Raw genomic sequence first — 16,897 nt, 5'->3', positions numbered from 1 at the left:
CCTGTTGTGGCCTGTTGTCGTTTATCCGATAATAGGCGGCTCTTTTATTTCAGGCTAAATAATGACCGATTACTTACTGCTCTTTGTCGGAACTGTGCTGGTTAATAACTTCGTACTGGTGAAGTTCCTTGGCCTGTGCCCGTTTATGGGGGTCTCCAAAAAGCTGGAGACGGCAATGGGCATGGGGCTGGCCACCACCTTCGTGATGACGATGGCCTCCATTTGCGCATGGCTGATTGATACCTGGATCCTGATCCCGCTGGACATGCTCTACCTGCGCACCTTGTCCTTTATTCTGGTCATTGCGGTGGTGGTGCAATTTACCGAAATGGTAGTGCGTAAAACCAGCCCTGCCCTGTATCGCCTGTTGGGTATTTTTCTGCCCCTCATCACCACCAACTGTGCTGTGCTGGGCGTGGCGCTGCTCAACATCAACCTTGGGCATAATTTCATGCAGTCGGCGCTGTACGGTTTTTCCGCGGCGGTCGGTTTCTCTTTTGTTATGGTCCTGTTCGCGTCGATTCGCGAGCGTCTGGCAGCGGCGGATATTCCCGCGCCGTTTCGCGGAAACGCCATCGCTCTGGTGACCGCAGGTTTAATGTCTCTGGCCTTTATGGGCTTTAGTGGTCTGGTGAAGTTGTAATGAGTGCTATCTGGATTGCCATCGCGTCCATCAGCGTACTGGGACTCGTCTTTGGCATCATTCTGGGTTATGCCTCCCGCCGGTTTGCGGTGGAGGACGATCCGGTGGTTGAAAAAATTGATGAGCTTTTGCCGCAGAGCCAGTGTGGGCAGTGCGGCTACCCTGGCTGCCGTCCTTACGCTGAGGCGGTGGGCGTGCAGGGAGAAAAGATCAACCGCTGCGCGCCGGGTGGCGAAGCGGTCATGCTTAAAATAGCTGCCCTGCTGAACGTCGATCCGCAGCCTGTCGACGGCGATGAACAGGCGCAGGAGCCCGTTCGTGCCCTTGCTGTTATCGACGAAGCCAACTGCATCGGCTGCACCAAATGTATTCAGGCGTGCCCTGTCGACGCCATTGTAGGCGCAACCCGCGCCATGCACACCGTTGTGGCGGACCTGTGCACCGGCTGTAACCTCTGCGTGGCCCCCTGCCCGACGCAGTGTATAGAACTCCGCCCGGTTGAAACGACGACCGAAAGCTGGAAATGGGATCTTCAGACCATTCCGGTTCGCAATATTCCTGTGGAACAACATGCTTAAGTTATTTTCTGCTTTCAGAAAAGAGAAGATCTGGGACTTCGACGGCGGTATCCATCCCCCGGAAATGAAAACCCAGTCAAACGGTACGCCGCTGCGTCAAATTCCGCTGGCGACCCGCTACGTGATGCCATTGAAACAGCACATCGGCGCGGAAGGCGAGCTGTGCGTGAAAGAAGGCGATACCGTCCTTCGCGGCCAGCCGCTGACCTTTGGTCGTGGACGTATGTTGCCGATACATGCCCCGACTTCGGGCAAGGTGGTGGCTGTTGCCCCCCATACCGTTGCCCATCCCTCGGCGTTGTCTGAGCTGAGCGTCATCATTGAAGCCGACGGGGAAGATCGCTGGATCGATCGTGACGGCTGGAGCGACTACCGTTCCCGCAGCCGTGAAGCGCTGATTGAACGCATTCATCAGTTTGGCGTAGCAGGTCTTGGAGGCGCTGGCTTCCCGACCGGCGCCAAGCTTCACGGCGGCGGCGATAAAATCGAAACGCTGATTATTAACGCCGCCGAGTGCGAACCGTACATCACCGCCGATGATCGTCTGATGCAGGACTGTGCCGCGCAGGTGGTGGAAGGTATTCGCATTCTTGCGCATATCCTGCAACCCCGCGAAGTGCTGATCGGTATTGAGGACAATAAACCGCAGGCCATTTCGATGCTGCGCGCGGTGCTGGCGGACAGCCATGATATCGCCCTGCGCGTGATCCCAACCAAATACCCGTCCGGCGGGGCGAAGCAGCTGACGCAGATCCTGACCGGAAAACAGGTCCCCCACGGGGGCCGTTCGTCCGATATCGGCGTGCTGATGCAAAACGTGGGTACTGCCTACGCGGTGAAACGTGCGGTGATTGACGGCGAGCCATTGACCGAACGCGTCGTCACGCTGACCGGCGAGTCCGTCTCCCGTCCCGGCAACGTCTGGGCGCGTCTGGGTACGCCGGTGCATCATCTGCTGGAACAGGCTGGCTTCTGCCCGGGGAGCGAGCAGATGGTCATTATGGGCGGCCCGCTGATGGGCTTTACCCTGCCGTGGCTGGATGTGCCAGTGGTGAAGATTACCAACTGCCTGCTCGCCCCTTCCCCAACGGAGATGGGCGAAACGCAGGAAGAGAAAGGTTGTATACGCTGTAGCGCCTGCGCGGATGCGTGTCCGGCAGACTTGCTGCCGCAGCAGTTGTACTGGTACAGCAAAGGCCAGCTGCACGATAAAGCCCAGGCGCATAACCTGGCTGACTGTATTGAATGCGGTGCCTGTGCCTGGGTCTGCCCAAGCAATATTCCGCTGGTGCAGTACTTCCGTCAGGAGAAAGCCGAAATCTACGCTATCTCCATGGAAGAAAAACGTGCCGCTGAGGCGAAGGCCCGCTTTGAAGCGCGCCAGGCGCGACTGGAGCGCGAGAAACAAGCCCGTCAGGAACGCCATAAGCAGGCTGCCGTGCAGCCTGCGACGAAAGATCAGGATGCGATTAACGCTGCCCTCGCCCGTGTGCGGGAGAAGAACGCGACTGCCGCTCAGCCGGTAGCGATCGTGGCTGGCCAAAAGCCGGACAATAGCGAAGCGATTGCCGCCCGCGAAGCGCGTAAAGCCGAAGCGCGCGCACGTCAGGCGGAGAAGGCGCAAAACGCCAAACCGGAAGCCGACACAGACCCGCGTAAAGCGGCGGTGGAAGCGGCTATCGCCAGGGCAAAAGCCCGTAAAGCCGGTCAGCAGACAGTGGTGGTTGAACAGGAAGCGACCGATCCGCGCAAGGCGGCCGTTGAAGCCACTATCGCCCGCGCCAAAGCACGTAAAGCGGCACAGCTTCAGCCTGCCGAAGAGAGTGAAGCGCCTGTCGACCCACGTAAAGCCGCCGTTGAAGCGGCCATCGCCCGTGCCAAAGCACGAAAAGCGGCACAGCAGGACGAACGGCCTGCGGCCGCCAACGACGATCCACGCAAAGCCGCAGTCGCCGCCGCGATTGCGCGTGTTCAGGCAAAGAAAGCCGCGCAGCAAGCCGTTAACGAGGATTAAATGGTTTTCAGAATTGCAAGTTCCCCTTATACCCATAACCAGCGCCAGACATCGCGTATTATGATGCTGGTGTGCCTGGCCGCGTTGCCAGGTATTGCCGTACAGTGTTGGTTTTTCGGCTGGGGTACGCTTTTCCAGTTAGTTCTGGGTTGCGCCAGTGCCGTCGCAGCGGAAGCAGCGATCCTGAAGCTGCGCAAAATGGAGGTGACTCGCATCCTGAGCGATAACTCCGCCCTGTTGACCGGCCTGTTGCTTGCCATCAGCATTCCCCCGTTCGCCCCGTGGTGGATGGTAGTATTGGGAACGGTATTTGCGGTGATCATCGCCAAGCAGCTGTACGGTGGGCTGGGCCATAACCCGTTTAACCCGGCAATGATTGGTTACGTGGTGCTACTGATCTCCTTCCCGGTACAGATGACCAGTTGGCTGCCGCCGCATGAGATCGCCGCCACGGTGCCCGGCTTTATGGATGCCCTGAACGTTATCTTTACTGGCCACACCGCGATGGGCGCGGATATGAACGCGCTTCGCATGGGCGTGGATGGCATCAGCCAGGCCACCCCGCTCGATACCTTCAAAACCTCCCTGCGTGCCGGCCACAGCGTCGAGCAGGTGATGAAATCGTCTATTTACAGCGGCGTACTGGCGGGTGCGGGCTGGCAGTGGGTCAATCTGGCCTACCTGTTGGGCGGTGCCTTCCTGCTGCAACAAAAAGCGATCCGCTGGCATATTCCGGTGAGCTTCCTGGTGACGCTGGCCGTCTGTTCAACGCTCGGCTGGGTCATCTCACCTGAGTCACTGGCCAGCCCACAGCTCCATCTGCTCTCCGGCGCGACCATGCTCGGGGCATTCTTTATTCTGACCGATCCGGTCACCGCCTCTACCACCAACCGAGGTCGTCTGATTTTCGGCGCGCTGGCGGGCTTGCTGGTCTGGCTTATTCGCAGCTTTGGTGGCTATCCGGACGGCGTGGCATTTGCCGTACTGCTGGCTAACATCACCGTTCCGCTCATCGACTACTACACGCGTCCACGCGTGTACGGTCATCGCTAAGGGTTACGCCATGCTAAAGACTATGCAAAAACACGGCGTCACGCTGGCGATCTTCGCCGCCGCCCTCACCGGGCTGACTGCGCTGGTAAATGAACTGACGAAAAGCACCATTGAAGAGCAGGCAATGAAGCAGCAAAAGGCGTTGTTCGATCAGGTGATCCCATCAGACTTCTATGATAATAACCTGCAAAAAAGCTGCTTTGTCGTGCAGGCCCCGCAGCTCGGTAAAGGAAGCCACCGCGTTTATATTGCCCGTAAGGGCGAGAACCCGGTGGGTGCCATCATGGAAGCCACCGCGCCGGACGGTTACTCTGGCGCAATTCAGCTGCTGGTAGGCAGCGATTTTTCCGGCACCGTGCTGGGTACGCGCGTGACGGAACATCACGAAACGCCGGGCCTTGGCGACAAAATTGAAACACGCCTGAGCGACTGGATTTTACACTTTGCCGGTAAGATGATTCATGGCGAGGACGATCCTGCTTTCGCGGTGAAAAAAGATGGCGGTGAGTTTGACCAGTTCACGGGCGCCACGATTACGCCCCGCGCGGTCGTCAACGCCGTCAAACGCGCCGGTCTGTATGCCGAAACGCTGCCCGCGCAGATCAATCATCTTTCCGCCTGTGAGGAGTGACCATGAGCCAGGTTAAAGAGGTTATCGTCCAGGGACTCTGGAAGAACAACTCGGCATTGGTACAGCTGTTGGGATTGTGCCCGCTGCTGGCGGTGACGTCTACCGCCACCAACGCGCTCGGGCTGGGGCTGGCGACCACGCTGGTGCTGACCCTGACCAACTTCTCCATTTCTGTTTTGCGCCGCTGGACGCCATCGGAAATCCGTATTCCGATTTATGTCATGATCATTGCATCGGTGGTCAGCGTCGTGCAAATGCTGATTAACGCCTACGCATTTGGCCTGTACCAGTCGCTCGGGATCTTCATTCCGCTTATCGTGACTAACTGTATTGTCGTGGGACGCGCTGAAGCCTTCGCGGTGAAAAACAACCCGGCAATTTCCGCGCTGGATGGGTTTTCCATCGGCATGGGCGCGACTGCCGCCATGTTCGTCCTCGGCTCTCTGCGTGAAATTCTGGGCAACGGTACGCTCTTCGACGGTGCGGACGCGCTGCTTGGCGGCTGGGCAAAATCGCTGCGTATCGAGGTGTTCCATACGGACACCCCATTCCTGCTGGCCATGCTACCGCCAGGCGCATTCATTGGCCTTGGAATGATGCTGGCGTTAAAATACCTGATTGATGAAAAACGTAAACGCCGCGCCGCTGAACGCAGCGTACAGGAAGGGATCCCCGAGAAAGCAGTATGAATAAAGAGAAACGCATTGCGATCCTGACGCGCCTGCGCGATGAGAATCCTCATCCAACGACAGAGCTGAATTTTAACTCGCCGTTTGAACTGTTGATCGCGGTGCTGCTCTCTGCGCAGGCCACTGACGTGAGCGTCAACAAAGCCACGGCCTTGCTCTACCCTGTCGCCAATACGCCGCAGGCCATGCTGGAGCTGGGGGTTGAAGGTGTAAAATCCTATATCAAGACCATCGGCCTGTTTAACAGTAAGGCCGAAAACGTCATTAAGACCTGCCGGATCCTGCTTGAGCAGCACGGCGGTGAAGTCCCGGAAGATCGCGCAGCGCTGGAAGCGTTGCCAGGCGTCGGGCGTAAAACGGCAAATGTCGTGCTCAACACGGCGTTTGGCTGGCCGACGATCGCCGTGGACACTCACATCTTCCGCGTTTCTAATCGCACCCGGTTCGCGCCGGGTAAAAACGTGGAAGAGGTGGAAGAAAAGCTATTAAAAGTGGTCCCTGCGGAATTTAAGGTGGATTGCCATCACTGGCTAATCCTTCACGGGCGCTATACCTGTATTGCACGTAAGCCACGCTGCGGCTCCTGCATTATCGAAGATCTCTGTGAATACAAAGAAAAAGTCTATCCCTGAAGGTACATACACTTGTTACTGTTCAAGCCCTTAGATTAAAAAAGGGCTCTGATATCTTCTCCCTTGGCCGTAATTTTCCCTCTCACTGTCCATAAAGCGTTGTCGATTCTGCCGATATTTAACACTCAAACAGGTTAATAGTTTTTTCATCACCAAAAATTTCTATACATCTGTGATCGCGATCACTCTGATAACTTGATGTTGGATTTTTGTTGTTAAAACCCTCTCCACGCCTTTGCCAGACAAGATCTCATCCATTACTCACCGCATATAAGACCAGTCATTTTTCAGAATATGGGCTATATCACTGCCTTTCACCCAAAATAGCAGAACATATCGCCATACAGCCATTCATCAGGGTCATTTACAGTGAAAAAAACCACCAATTCTCAACGGATGAAATTTAACGCTGCATAACATTTGCGTGAACCGATGATTATACCGCCACAGTTATATGTAACAGATTATTACAAATGTATTGCCAGATGGGGCTGGATAGTGAACATTACCCGCCGTTTCCCCTCCCAATATAACTATAAAGCGGATGGACTACGGTCATCACGCTATGAACACCCCCGTTAATATGGGATGTAAAAAAAGAGGTATATGTGTCTACTGCAAACAATAAACCAACAGATGAGAGCGTAAGTCTTAACGCTTTCAAACAGCCTAAAGCGTTCTATCTCATTTTCTCTATCGAATTATGGGAGCGTTTTGGCTACTACGGCCTGCAAGGGATTATGGCCGTTTACCTGGTTAAGCAACTGGGTATGTCCGAAGCCGATTCCATCACGCTGTTCTCGTCCTTCAGCGCTCTGGTCTATGGCCTGGTCGCCATCGGCGGCTGGTTAGGCGATAAAGTTCTCGGTACGAAACGTGTCATTATGCTGGGCGCCGTGGTTCTGGCGATTGGCTATGGTCTGGTTGCATGGTCCGGGCACGATGCGGGCGTGGTATACATGGGCATGGCTACCATCGCGGTAGGTAACGGCCTCTTTAAGGCTAACCCGTCCTCCCTGCTTTCTACCTGCTACAACAAAGATGATCCGCGTCTGGACGGTGCATTTACCATGTACTACATGTCCATCAACATCGGTTCATTCTTCTCGATGCTGGCAACCCCATGGCTGGCCGCGAAATTCGGCTGGAGCGTAGCGTTTGCGCTGAGCTTCGTGGGTATGCTGATCACCGTTGTGAACTTCCTGTTCTGTCGCAGCTGGGTTAAAGATTATGGTTCTAAACCAGACTTCGAACCCGTGCATATGGGCAAACTGCTGGCAACCATCGTCGGCATTGTGATCCTGGCCGCTGTCGCTACCTGGCTGCTGCACAACCAGGGTATTGCACGTGCCGTACTGGCCGTGGTTGCGCTGGGTATCGTGATTATCTTCGCTAAAGAAGCCTTCGCGATGCAGGGTGCGGCACGTCGTAAGATGATTGTGGCGTTCATCCTGATGCTGGAAGCGATTATCTTCTTCGTCCTGTACAGCCAGATGCCAACGTCCCTGAACTTCTTCGCAATCCGCAACGTTGAGCACTCCATCCTGGGTATCGCGTTCGAGCCGGAGCAGTACCAGGCACTGAACCCGTTCTGGATCATGATTGGTAGCCCGATTCTGGCCGCTATCTATAACAAGATGGGCGACCGTCTGCCGATGCCGCACAAGTTCGCTATCGGTATGGTGCTGTGCTCTGGCGCATTCCTGGTGCTGCCGCTGGGGACGAAATTCGCGACCGACGCGGGTATCGTGTCTGTTAACTGGCTGATCCTGAGCTATGCGCTGCAATCCATCGGTGAACTGATGATCTCCGGTCTGGGCCTGGCGATGGTTGCACAGCTGGTCCCTCAGCGTCTGATGGGCTTCATCATGGGTAGCTGGTTCCTGACGACCGCTGGCGCAGCCATCATTGCAGGTAAGATTGCGAACCTGATGGCGGTACCGGACAACGTTACCGACCCGCTGGTCTCCCTGAACGTCTACGGCACCGTGTTCATGCAAATTGGTATCGCGACAGCCGTAATTGCCGTGCTGATGCTGCTCACCGCACCAAAACTCAATCGTATGACGCAGGACGACGACAAATCCGCTAAAGCGACCAACACCGCGAACGCGTAATGTCATCGGGAAACGACTGAACAGAAGCCGCTATTTGATTAGCGGCTTTTTTTTTATCTGAACGCGCACTAACATAGCGGGAACCTCAGCAAAAAGGAGTTACCGATGAAACTGTTCTATAAACCGGGCGCCTGCTCTCTTGCTTCGCATATCACCCTTCGCGAGAGCGGTAAGGATTTCACGCTGGACGGCGTTGACCTGATGAAAAAGCGCCTGGAAAACGGGGATGACTTTTTTGCGATTAACCCAAAAGGGCAGGTTCCGGCCCTGCTGCTGGATGATGGTACGCTGCTGACCGAAGGCGTGGCGATAATGCAGTACCTGGCCGACAACGTGCCTGATCGTCAGCTGCTGGCACCAACAGGCAGTATCTCTCGCTATAAAACCCTTGAGTGGCTTAACTACATCGCGACCGAGCTGCACAAAGGCTTTACGCCGCTGTTCCGCCCGGATACTCCGGAAGAGTACAAACCGACCGTACGTGCGTTACTTGAGAAAAAGATGCAGTACATTAATGAATCACTGAAAGACGATCAGTGGATCTGCGGTGCGCGTTTCACCATTGCTGATGCGTATCTGTTTACCGTTCTGCGCTGGGCGCGCGCGGTGAAGCTGAACCTGGAAGGATTAGATCATATTGCGTCGTATATGGAACGCGTAGCGGCACGCCCTGCGGTTGCAGCGGCGCTGAAGGCAGAAGGGTTGAATTAATCCGAGCGCGCTGTATTGCCGGGTGGCGCTGCGCTTACCCGGCCTACACTATCCCTGCTCTTACAATTGGGTTGCGCTGAAATAATGCTCGGGCTTCGCGATGCGATCCTGCGCCGCGACCACCTGGAGCTCATATTCCTGCATCGTCTTCGTCGCAATCATGATTTCATAAACGGCTGCGGTGACGTGCTCCAGCGCATCGCGCAGGCTTGCGCCCTGCAATAGCTTCACCAGCAGCAAACCGCTGGTCACATCCCCGACCCCGACAGGCTGACGTGTACCGAAATCCACCAGCGGTCGACTGATGTGCCAGGCTTCATCCTTCGTCACCAACAGCATTTCAAAACGGTCCTGGCTCAACCCTGCGCGTGCCAGGTGCTTAACCAGTACAATCTCTGGCCCCTGGGCGATGAGCTCGCGAGAGGCGCGTACAGCCTCTTCTACGCTGTTGACTGGATGCTCGCACAGGATCTCAAGTTCAATAAGGTTGGGCGCAATAATATCGCTGGCAGGCAATGCATGACGGACATGAAACTCCGCAACGCCCGGCGCGACGATGCAGCCTTTTTCCGGATGTCCCATCACCGGATCGCAGAAATATTTCGCCGCGGGGTTTGCCGCTTTCACCTGGCGCACAATGCCGAGGATATGTTCCCCCTGCTCCGCCGAACCCAGATAACCGCTCAGTACGGCATCGCAGCGTTTAAGCTGGTCGATATCCGCAATCCCCTGAACGATCTCCGTCAGATGCGACGGCGGCATCACGCAGCCGGTCCATTTACCGTACTGGGTGTGATTCGAGAACTGAACGGTATTGAGGGGCCAGACGTTGGCCCCGAGGCGGCGCATCGGGAATTCCGCAGCGCTGTTGCCAGCATGTCCAAAAACAACGTGGGACTGAATGGCGAGGATGTTCTTCATGTTGTACTTACCAAACCCTGTCAAAACAAAAGGGGCGTGGTTTCCCACGCCCCTGCGTACTTTTAATTACTTCCAGCAGACCAGGCAGTAATTTTTCTTACCGCGACGCAGCAGCGTGTAGCGACCATAGAGACGGTCGTTCTCGGTAAAGGTGTATTCCGGATCGGCCTGTTTTTCGCCATTAATGGTGATCGCGTTAGAGGCGATGGTTTTACGCGCCTGACCGCGAGACGGCTGGAGCTCGGAGTCCACCAGCGCCTGCATCAGATCGGCGCCTTTTTCCATCTCCACCATCGGCACGCCATCCTGAGCAAGCTGTTCGAAGTCCTCTTCGCTTAAATCGCTCAGGGTCCCGTTGAACAGGCTCGCCGTAATGCGTTTCGCCGCTGCCAGACCTTCTTCACCATGAACCAGTTTAGTCACTTCGTCGGCCAGCACATACTGGGCGCGCGGTGCTTTACCGCTGTTCTTGTCTTCTTCTTCCAGCGCATTGATTTCTTCGATATCCATAAAGGTGAAGAATTTCAGGAAGCGATAAACATCGGCATCCGCCGTGTTGATCCAGAACTGGTAGAATTTGTACGGGCTGGTTTTCTTCGGATCCAGCCATACTGCGCCGCCTTCGGTTTTACCAAACTTGGTACCGTCTGCTTTGGTGATCAGCGGCACGGTCAGACCAAACACCTGATTCTGGTGAAGACGACGGGTCAGATCGATACCGGAGGTGATGTTACCCCACTGGTCAGAACCGCCAATTTGCAGCGACACGCCGTGCAGCTTGTTCAGGCAGGCGAAGTCATACCCCTGCAACAGGTTGTAGGAGAACTCGGTGAAAGAGATACCCTGATCGTCACGGTTAAGACGCTGCTTGACCGCTTCTTTGTTAATCATCTGGTTAACAGAGAAGTGTTTGCCGATGTCACGCAGGAACGTCAGCACGTTCATGCCACCAAACCAGTCGTAGTTGTTCGCCGCAATCGCAGCGTTGTCACCACAGTTGAAATCCAGGAACGGTGCAACCTGTTTACGGATCTTATCCACCCACTCCTGCACGGTGTCTTCGGTATTCAGCTTACGCTCAGCGGCTTTGAAACTTGGGTCGCCAATCAGACCAGTCGCACCGCCAACCAGGGCAACAGGCTTATGACCCGCCATCTGGAAGCGTTTCAGGCATAACAATGGAACAAGATGCCCCAAATGCAAGCTGTCAGCGGTGGGATCGAAGCCGCAATAGAGCGCGATCGGGCCTTGCGCCAGTCGCTCTGCTAACGCTTCCTCATCCGTCACCTGGGCCACCAGGCCCCGCTCTTGCAATTGTTTAATCAAGTTACTGCTTGCCATCAAATTCTCCATGTATAAACGACTGCACCTTTGCCGGTACACGACTTTTCGCCTGATGCGAAAGGACCATAGAATAAAGCGCCAGCGCGGTGTGCGCTAGCGCTTAAATCAACAAATTTTGGGGATTACGGTGCCAGTCGGTCTATTTTCCAGCCGCCGTTGTCGCGCTGGTATAAAAAGCGATCGTGCAGGCGGTGCTCACCGCCCTGCCAGAATTCCATCTGCTCAATGGGGATGCGGAACCCGCCCCAGAAACTCGGCAGCGGCACTTCACCCTGCTGAAACTTCTGTTTGAGTTCGAGGAATTTACTTTCAAGTACGCCGCGGGCCGAGATTCGGCTGGACTGTTTAGAAACCCAGGCGCCAATCTGACTGTCGCGCGGTCGGCTGTGGAAATATTTCACCACTTCGAGCGTAGAGAGGCGCTCTGCCTTGCCGGTAACCATCACCTGGCGCTCAAGCATATGCCACGGGAAGAGCAGGCTAATACGCGGATTATTTTCCAGGTGATGCGCTTTACGACTGCCAAGGTTGGTGTAGAACACCAGCCCTTTCTCGTCATAATGCTTAAGAAGAACGATGCGTTGATACGGCTGACCGTTTTCATCAACCGTGGCAACGACCATCGCCGTCGGGTCGGCCAGTTTCGCTTCGCAGGCCTGTTTCAGCCAGCGTTCAAAAAGCACCAGCGGTTCGGCGGGAAGATCCTGGCGGCGCAGACCGCCTTTGGTGTATTCACGGCGCAGATGCGCAATTTGCTGTAGTTCGGCGTTATCTGACATGGCGTTAGCTGAAAGTGAGATTGGGTGGCGCTATTGTGCGCGTCCCCTTCAAAAATCTCAACGCTTCGGATTTTCCAGCTGACAATTGTTCAGCACAATGCGGTCTCGCTTATAGACGGTGGCGCTGTCACCTTTTGACCAGAAGACGTAGATCCCATCCGTGTAACGCGCCCCGGAGGCGGACATCCCCTGCTTCAGCGTCAACAACTTATTGTCATAAACAAAGCTGGCTTCCTGGCGAGTGTTGTTCAGCTTTACCGTCAGCGGTTTTTCATCACAACGATATTCCAGCTTATCGGTTTGCATACGCTCAACGAACTGGTTATAGACGCTGCATCCGGTCATAAGAAAAGGTACAGCAATGAGAAGAAGTTTTTTCATGGGCAGATTCCGAAGACTATCCTGGTCCTGGAGGGCCTAACCGCCCTCCTGTTTTTCCCTATTTTACGGGTTATGCCTCCCGCTGAATTTCAGTTAACTCTGATTATGGCGCGGATTTGCCGGGAAAATAGCACCGAGGACGCTCGCCTCCCGCGCACCGGTTACGGAGGGTAAATTCCCGGGCAGACCGGCAACCGTACGCCAGGCAAGCCAGGCGAAGGCCAGCGCTTCCATGTCGTCTCCGCTGATCCCGGCTTCGTCAGTGGTCGTGACTTCGGTGCCCGGCAGCAGGGCGGCGAGGCGTGCCATCAGGAGGGGGTTGCGGCTTCCGCCTCCGCATACCAGCAGACGCTCGCACCCGCCGCTGAGCAACACCTGTTCAGAAATCGACACGGCGGTAAGCTCAGTCAGCGTAGCCTGCACATCCTGAGGCGCAAGGCCGGGGAAGCGTGCCAGATGACGTTCAAGCCAGCCGTAGTTGAAATACTCTCGCCCCGTGCTTTTCGGCGCGGGCAGGGCAAAGAATGGATCGCTTAACAGGGCTTGCAGCAAGGGAAGGATCACTTTCCCCTGGCTGGCCCACTGCGCGTCTTTGTCGTAGGGTTTACCGTTCTGACGCCAGATCCAGGCATCCATCAGCATATTACCGGGCCCGGTATCGTATCCACGCACGGGCTGCCCGGGAATGAGCATTGACAGGTTGGCAATCCCGCCAATGTTCAGAACCATTCTGCGCTCCACCGGGTGCGCCAGCAGCGCCTGATGAAATGCCGGAACCAGCGGCGCCCCCTGCCCGCCGAGGGCCATATCGCGACGACGGAAATCCCCCACCACCGTCACGCCGGTTTTTGCCACAATCTGGTTATTATCGCCAATTTGCATCGTGTGCGGCGCCTCGCCGACAGGTTCATGCCAGACGGTCTGCCCATGGCAGCCTATTGCCACGACATCCTGCGGATGAAGTCTTTCTTGCTGCATCAGGGCCAGTACCGCATCAGCAAACAGCGCCCCCAGACGCACATCCAGTTGGCCCAGTTGGGAAAGCGTCAGCTGTTGCCCCTGGCAGATGCTCAGGATCTCTTCTTTTAACGAGACCGGAATAGGCCAGGTCAGGCTTGCCTGCTGCGCCACCATGTTTTCATCAATGGCGGCCAGAACGACATCCACACCGTCAAGACTGGTACCAGACATCACACCGATATAGCGACCCGATTTCATGCGCTTTCCTTACGTTACATGGGCTAAGTGCAACCACTCCATCATAAATAACGCTGCTTTGCTATCCGGTGATAATATTTTTTAACAATCTCAGACCTGTAGCACAGACGGTTTTTGTTTATGTCCCGTTAAGCCCCGTTCAGGTAAAATTTATCTATTCGGCATGCAAAGATATGAACTGTGGTCAGGAATGCCATATAATTTAGCCATAACGGATGCCCCAACCGGGCGTTTTTTGGTGAACAGGAGAGTCAAATGATTTTACGTGTACTGGGCGTTTCGCTGATTGGTTTAACACTGGCGGGTTGTGTGAACGACAATTCACTCTCCGGCGACGTATATAGTGCTTCTGAAGCTAAACAGGTACAGAACGTGACCTACGGTACTATCGTTAATGCCCGTCCTGTTCAGATTCAGGGTGGTGATGACACGAACGTCGTGGGCGCAATCGGTGGTGCTGTGCTGGGTGGTTTCCTGGGTAACACCATTGGTGGCGGCACCGGTCGCTCTCTGGCTACCGCAGCAGGCGCAGTTGCAGGCGGCGTAGCGGGTCAGGGCGTTCAGGGTGCGATGAACAAAACTCAGGGCGTTGAGCTGGAAATCCGTAAAGACGATGGCAGCACCATTATGGTTGTGCAGAAACAGGGTAATACTCGCTTCTCTGCAGGCCAGCGTGTTGTACTGGCAAGCAACGGTAGCCAGGTCACCGTCTCCCCGCGTTAATATCCCGACGGATGCGGTCTTTTCGGGCCGCATCCATTTACAAAAACTATCATTTTAAAAAATGTATTTATAAAAATACATTCACACGGCGTATAATTAATTCCCTCTGATATTGTTCCTGCGCAAAGTATTTTTTATTTCCCTCCTTTAGACTCGTCTGATTCTCTTTTTCCTCTTTTTAATTTTTTAACATTCTATGCTTGCGAACTGTCGATTTGTAATGAACCGCTTTGTGGCCTTTGCACTTGGGTGCATTTTTATCATTGCCGTGTTACAAGGTTGTTTTATAAAACTTGTTGAATGGGTTCCTTCATTCTCTCCGCTATTTTTCCCTACGCTCACTATTTTTCTTCTGGTATTCCATCTGTTTATCGCCTGTTTTATGGCAATGAAATACTGGTGTGATAAAAAACGACTATATCTCGTTCCGATTGCGTCAGCCTTTGCCGGTTCAGCACTGCTGATGGTGGGTACGCTATCCAGTTTTCCAGGCTGGCTGGATCTCTATCAGTTCAACGAGGCGAACTATAATGACGCGATGATCTTTTATATGTTCCGACACCTCTTAATGGCGGTGCTCATGATGGCCTCAGCCTTACTTTATACGCTTCGCGTTTCCCCCCTTTCACGAAGCACCCACATCGGTATTGTTGTCGGATCGGCTCTCTTTACGGGCTGCATGCTTTGGCTGGCGTGGTTCTATTCCAGCCATTCCACGACGTTAACCCTGGATCTTGTGGATAATGAAACCCGGCAGTTCATGATTCTCTGGAGCCAGACCATCAACATCATTTTGGTCATTCTTTGGGTTGTCACATTAATCACCCTGATGGTCGTGACCCGGATAAAAAATTTGTTCTGGGCGGGCGGCAATTTTTTATGCGTCTGTTATGTCGTCACGCTGTTAATGCTGTTGTTAGGTGGATACGTAGAAGATGTATCATGGTACCGCGCCCGGTTATTCGAAACTGTCGCGACATTAATGATTATTTTCATTTTGCTTTCCGACGTCTTTAATTTGTATCGTGACTCGCACGTCAAATACCAGCAGTCATATCAAAATTCAATCCGCGACCCGCTTACCCGTCTTTATAATCGCAGCTATTTTTATGATTCATTAAACTATGCCCTCAGCTCTGCAACGGAGGCACACCCGGTATCGGTGGTGGTAAGCGACCTTGACCGTTTCAAACGTATCAACGACTGTTACGGGCATTTGCAGGGCGATAAGGTATTACAGTTCGTCTCTAATCTGCTGACGGATTCCGTGCGCCCCCAGGATATCGCGGCCCGAATCGGTGGTGAAGAGTTTGTGTTGATGCTGACAAATACCCCTTCAGACGCCGCGCGGCAGGTGGCCGAGCGCATTCGCCTCAAGCTGAGCGGGTTTGATAAAGCCAGCAGCGGCGGTCATCTGCCGGAACCTATTACCATCAGCATGGGCGTATTCACCGCAACCTCGCCGGAAACCAGTGCGGAAACCTGCGTGGAGAGCGCGGATAAAGCCATGTATGAGGCCAAAGAGACAGGGCGCAACCGGGTGGTGGTGTTCAGATAATAAGAAAGGCCTTGATTTCGCAAGGCCTTTACGTTCGGTCAGTCGCGAGACTGCAGATCGTGGATGTTCTGCTCAAGACGGGCGATGAGTCCTATCAGCATCTCCAGCTCAGCGGGGGAAATACCTTCCAGGATCTCCCCACGCGTTTTACTGATGACAGCTTCCATCTCAGTAATAATCGGGGCCGCTTTTTCCGTCAATTTGATCCGCTTGGCGCGACGGTCGCTGGCGCAGGTTTGTCGGGAGATAAGTCCCTTCTCTTCCAGTTGGTCAAGAGTGCGCACCAGTGACGGCTGCTCAATGCCAATCGCTTTTGCCAGTTGGATCTGTGACTGGTCGGGCGGGAGCTGATGAATGTTATGCAGCGTAACCCAGTGCGTCTGCGTGAGTTCCAGAGGTTTCAGGCGATGGTCAATCAGAGCACGCCAGATGCGTACCAACCTTGCCAGATCAGAACCTAATGGCGATTCCAATTTCATCTCCTTATAATTAGCTTGCTAAGTGATTATAGTGATTTTAGAATAGTTTGCAGTATTTGTATTGCCAAAACAAATGCAATCACGGTATTCATCATTCCTGAAAGGATGATTTACACTGAACGGTAATGCGCCATCGCATTGAAATATGCCATTGTGGCCCTCACCCCACTGCAAAGGATCACTGCTTGTGACGTTCTTTTCCCTCTCCGCAGGGTTGCCCCTCCAGGATCTGATTGTCGGCGCATCGGTCTACTTTCCGCCACTGTTTAAAGCCGTGATGGTCGGTTTTGTGATCTGGCTCATTGCGCATCGTCTGCTGCGCGACTGGATGTATTCCGGTGAAATCTGGCACCCGATGTTAATGGATCTCTCCCTGTTTACCCTTTCCGTCTGTCTTGGCCTTGCCGTGTTAACCGTGTGGTGAGA

The 16,897-nt window shown here is 54.4% G+C and carries 18 protein-coding genes; 12 read left to right on the top strand and 6 right to left on the bottom strand.

All coding sequences use genetic code 11. From position 1 onward, the window contains the following. The first annotated feature begins 61 nt into the window (after window positions 1-61). The 9 genes from rsxA to gstA all read left to right on the top strand — a co-directional run bounded on the left by rsxA (window position 62) and on the right by gstA (window position 9,068). A complete protein-coding gene (gene rsxA, locus ACQG11_RS19745; protein ID WP_022647920.1) occupies window positions 62-643 on the top strand; it encodes an electron transport complex subunit RsxA in 582 nt (193 codons plus the stop codon). Further along, a complete protein-coding gene (gene rsxB / locus ACQG11_RS19740; RefSeq protein WP_015570664.1) occupies window positions 643-1,221 on the top strand; it encodes an electron transport complex subunit RsxB in 579 nt (192 codons plus the stop codon). Before rsxA ends, rsxB begins: the two co-directional genes overlap by 1 nt. Next, window positions 1,214-3,235, top strand: a complete 2,022-nt coding sequence (rsxC, locus tag ACQG11_RS19735; protein ID WP_426728685.1) for an electron transport complex subunit RsxC — start codon at window positions 1,214-1,216, stop codon at window positions 3,233-3,235. Before rsxB ends, rsxC begins: the two co-directional genes overlap by 8 nt. After that, window positions 3,236-4,288, top strand: coding sequence for an electron transport complex subunit RsxD (gene rsxD, locus ACQG11_RS19730; protein WP_022647918.1), 1,053 nt, complete (start codon window positions 3,236-3,238; stop codon window positions 4,286-4,288). Window positions 4,289-4,298: 10 nt separating this feature from the next. Then, on the top strand, window positions 4,299-4,919 hold the full coding sequence (rsxG, locus tag ACQG11_RS19725; RefSeq protein WP_022647917.1) for an electron transport complex subunit RsxG: 621 nt from the start codon (window positions 4,299-4,301) through the stop codon (window positions 4,917-4,919). A gap of 2 nt (window positions 4,920-4,921) precedes the next feature. After that, complete coding sequence (locus ACQG11_RS19720) at window positions 4,922-5,608, top strand: electron transport complex subunit E (RefSeq protein ID WP_003857592.1); 687 nt, start codon at window positions 4,922-4,924, stop codon at window positions 5,606-5,608. Continuing rightward, window positions 5,605-6,240: an endonuclease III gene (nth, locus tag ACQG11_RS19715; protein WP_015570668.1), complete on the top strand. Its 636-nt coding sequence runs from the start codon at window positions 5,605-5,607 to the stop codon at window positions 6,238-6,240. Before ACQG11_RS19720 ends, nth begins: the two co-directional genes overlap by 4 nt. Window positions 6,241-6,848: 608 nt before the next feature. After that, the gene (gene dtpA, locus ACQG11_RS19710; protein ID WP_023299961.1) at window positions 6,849-8,357 is read left to right on the top strand and encodes a dipeptide/tripeptide permease DtpA; all 1,509 of its coding nucleotides are present in this window, start codon (window positions 6,849-6,851) and stop codon (window positions 8,355-8,357) included. Between the two features lie 105 nt (window positions 8,358-8,462). Then, window positions 8,463-9,068, top strand: coding sequence for a glutathione transferase GstA (gene gstA / locus ACQG11_RS19705; RefSeq protein WP_023299960.1), 606 nt, complete (start codon window positions 8,463-8,465; stop codon window positions 9,066-9,068). 60 nt (window positions 9,069-9,128) lie between these two features. Here gstA and pdxY read toward each other — a convergent pair whose 3' ends face one another. The 5 genes from pdxY to anmK all read right to left on the bottom strand — a co-directional run bounded on the left by pdxY (window position 9,129) and on the right by anmK (window position 13,711). Further along, window positions 9,129-9,989: a pyridoxal kinase PdxY gene (gene pdxY, locus ACQG11_RS19700; RefSeq protein ID WP_022647914.1), complete on the bottom strand. Its 861-nt coding sequence runs from the start codon at window positions 9,987-9,989 to the stop codon at window positions 9,129-9,131. Between the two features lie 66 nt (window positions 9,990-10,055). After that, on the bottom strand, window positions 10,056-11,330 hold the full coding sequence (tyrS, locus tag ACQG11_RS19695) for a tyrosine--tRNA ligase (RefSeq protein WP_038415949.1): 1,275 nt from the start codon (window positions 11,328-11,330) through the stop codon (window positions 10,056-10,058). A gap of 125 nt (window positions 11,331-11,455) precedes the next feature. Beyond that, the gene (pdxH, locus tag ACQG11_RS19690; protein WP_063841782.1) at window positions 11,456-12,112 is read right to left on the bottom strand and encodes a pyridoxamine 5'-phosphate oxidase; all 657 of its coding nucleotides are present in this window, start codon (window positions 12,110-12,112) and stop codon (window positions 11,456-11,458) included. A 57-nt stretch (window positions 12,113-12,169) separates the two neighbouring features. Further along, a complete protein-coding gene (mliC, locus tag ACQG11_RS19685) occupies window positions 12,170-12,499 on the bottom strand; it encodes a C-type lysozyme inhibitor (RefSeq protein WP_100248986.1) in 330 nt (109 codons plus the stop codon). Window positions 12,500-12,586: 87 nt separating this feature from the next. Next, window positions 12,587-13,711, bottom strand: a complete 1,125-nt coding sequence (anmK, locus tag ACQG11_RS19680) for an anhydro-N-acetylmuramic acid kinase (protein ID WP_032624364.1) — start codon at window positions 13,709-13,711, stop codon at window positions 12,587-12,589. A gap of 255 nt (window positions 13,712-13,966) precedes the next feature. Between anmK and slyB the strand changes: the two genes are divergently transcribed. Then, the gene (gene slyB, locus ACQG11_RS19675) at window positions 13,967-14,434 is read left to right on the top strand and encodes an outer membrane lipoprotein SlyB (protein ID WP_022647910.1); all 468 of its coding nucleotides are present in this window, start codon (window positions 13,967-13,969) and stop codon (window positions 14,432-14,434) included. Between the two features lie 196 nt (window positions 14,435-14,630). Then, window positions 14,631-15,992 carry a sensor domain-containing diguanylate cyclase gene (locus ACQG11_RS19670; RefSeq protein WP_032671098.1) on the top strand — a complete coding sequence of 454 codons (1,362 nt, stop codon included), beginning with the start codon at window positions 14,631-14,633 and terminating at the stop codon, window positions 15,990-15,992. Between the two features lie 38 nt (window positions 15,993-16,030). On the opposite strand, the gene slyA is transcribed toward ACQG11_RS19670, so the two are convergent. After that, entirely contained in the window at window positions 16,031-16,471 is a 441-nt protein-coding gene (slyA, locus tag ACQG11_RS19665) for a transcriptional regulator SlyA (protein ID WP_032623345.1), read from the bottom strand. Between the two features lie 187 nt (window positions 16,472-16,658). Between slyA and ACQG11_RS19660 the strand changes: the two genes are divergently transcribed. Continuing rightward, window positions 16,659-16,895, top strand: a complete 237-nt coding sequence (locus ACQG11_RS19660; protein WP_022647907.1) for a DUF1656 domain-containing protein — start codon at window positions 16,659-16,661, stop codon at window positions 16,893-16,895. The last annotated feature ends 2 nt before the right edge of the window (window positions 16,896-16,897 follow it).

It is taken from the genome of Enterobacter cloacae complex sp. 372C4, from assembly GCF_050030615.1.
Lineage (GTDB): Bacteria > Pseudomonadota > Gammaproteobacteria > Enterobacterales > Enterobacteriaceae > Enterobacter > Enterobacter intestinihominis.
The sequence above is the reverse complement of the archived record's forward strand: the minus strand, read 5'-3'. Positions and strand labels throughout refer to the sequence as shown.

Bases quoted from the DNA above. Each gene is read 5' to 3' on its own strand.
- ACQG11_RS19670 (WP_032671098.1), top strand. From the start codon at position 14,631: ATGCTTGCGAACTGTCGATTTGTAATGAACCGCTTTGTGGCCTTTGCA.
- ACQG11_RS19720 (WP_003857592.1), top strand. From the start codon at position 4,922: ATGAGCCAGGTTAAAGAGGTTATCGTCCAGGGACTCTGGAAGAACAAC.
- gstA (WP_023299960.1), top strand. From the start codon at position 8,463: ATGAAACTGTTCTATAAACCGGGCGCCTGCTCTCTTGCTTCGCATATC.
- slyA (WP_032623345.1), bottom strand. From the start codon at position 16,471: ATGAAATTGGAATCGCCATTAGGTTCTGATCTGGCAAGGTTGGTACGC.
- slyB (WP_022647910.1), top strand. From the start codon at position 13,967: ATGATTTTACGTGTACTGGGCGTTTCGCTGATTGGTTTAACACTGGCG.
- nth (WP_015570668.1), top strand. From the start codon at position 5,605: ATGAATAAAGAGAAACGCATTGCGATCCTGACGCGCCTGCGCGATGAG.
- tyrS (WP_038415949.1), bottom strand. From the start codon at position 11,330: ATGGCAAGCAGTAACTTGATTAAACAATTGCAAGAGCGGGGCCTGGTG.
- rsxC (WP_426728685.1), top strand. From the start codon at position 1,214: ATGCTTAAGTTATTTTCTGCTTTCAGAAAAGAGAAGATCTGGGACTTC.
- pdxH (WP_063841782.1), bottom strand. From the start codon at position 12,112: ATGTCAGATAACGCCGAACTACAGCAAATTGCGCATCTGCGCCGTGAA.
- rsxD (WP_022647918.1), top strand. From the start codon at position 3,236: ATGGTTTTCAGAATTGCAAGTTCCCCTTATACCCATAACCAGCGCCAG.
- anmK (WP_032624364.1), bottom strand. From the start codon at position 13,711: ATGAAATCGGGTCGCTATATCGGTGTGATGTCTGGTACCAGTCTTGAC.
- pdxY (WP_022647914.1), bottom strand. From the start codon at position 9,989: ATGAAGAACATCCTCGCCATTCAGTCCCACGTTGTTTTTGGACATGCT.
- rsxA (WP_022647920.1), top strand. From the start codon at position 62: ATGACCGATTACTTACTGCTCTTTGTCGGAACTGTGCTGGTTAATAAC.
- rsxG (WP_022647917.1), top strand. From the start codon at position 4,299: ATGCTAAAGACTATGCAAAAACACGGCGTCACGCTGGCGATCTTCGCC.
- rsxB (WP_015570664.1), top strand. From the start codon at position 643: ATGAGTGCTATCTGGATTGCCATCGCGTCCATCAGCGTACTGGGACTC.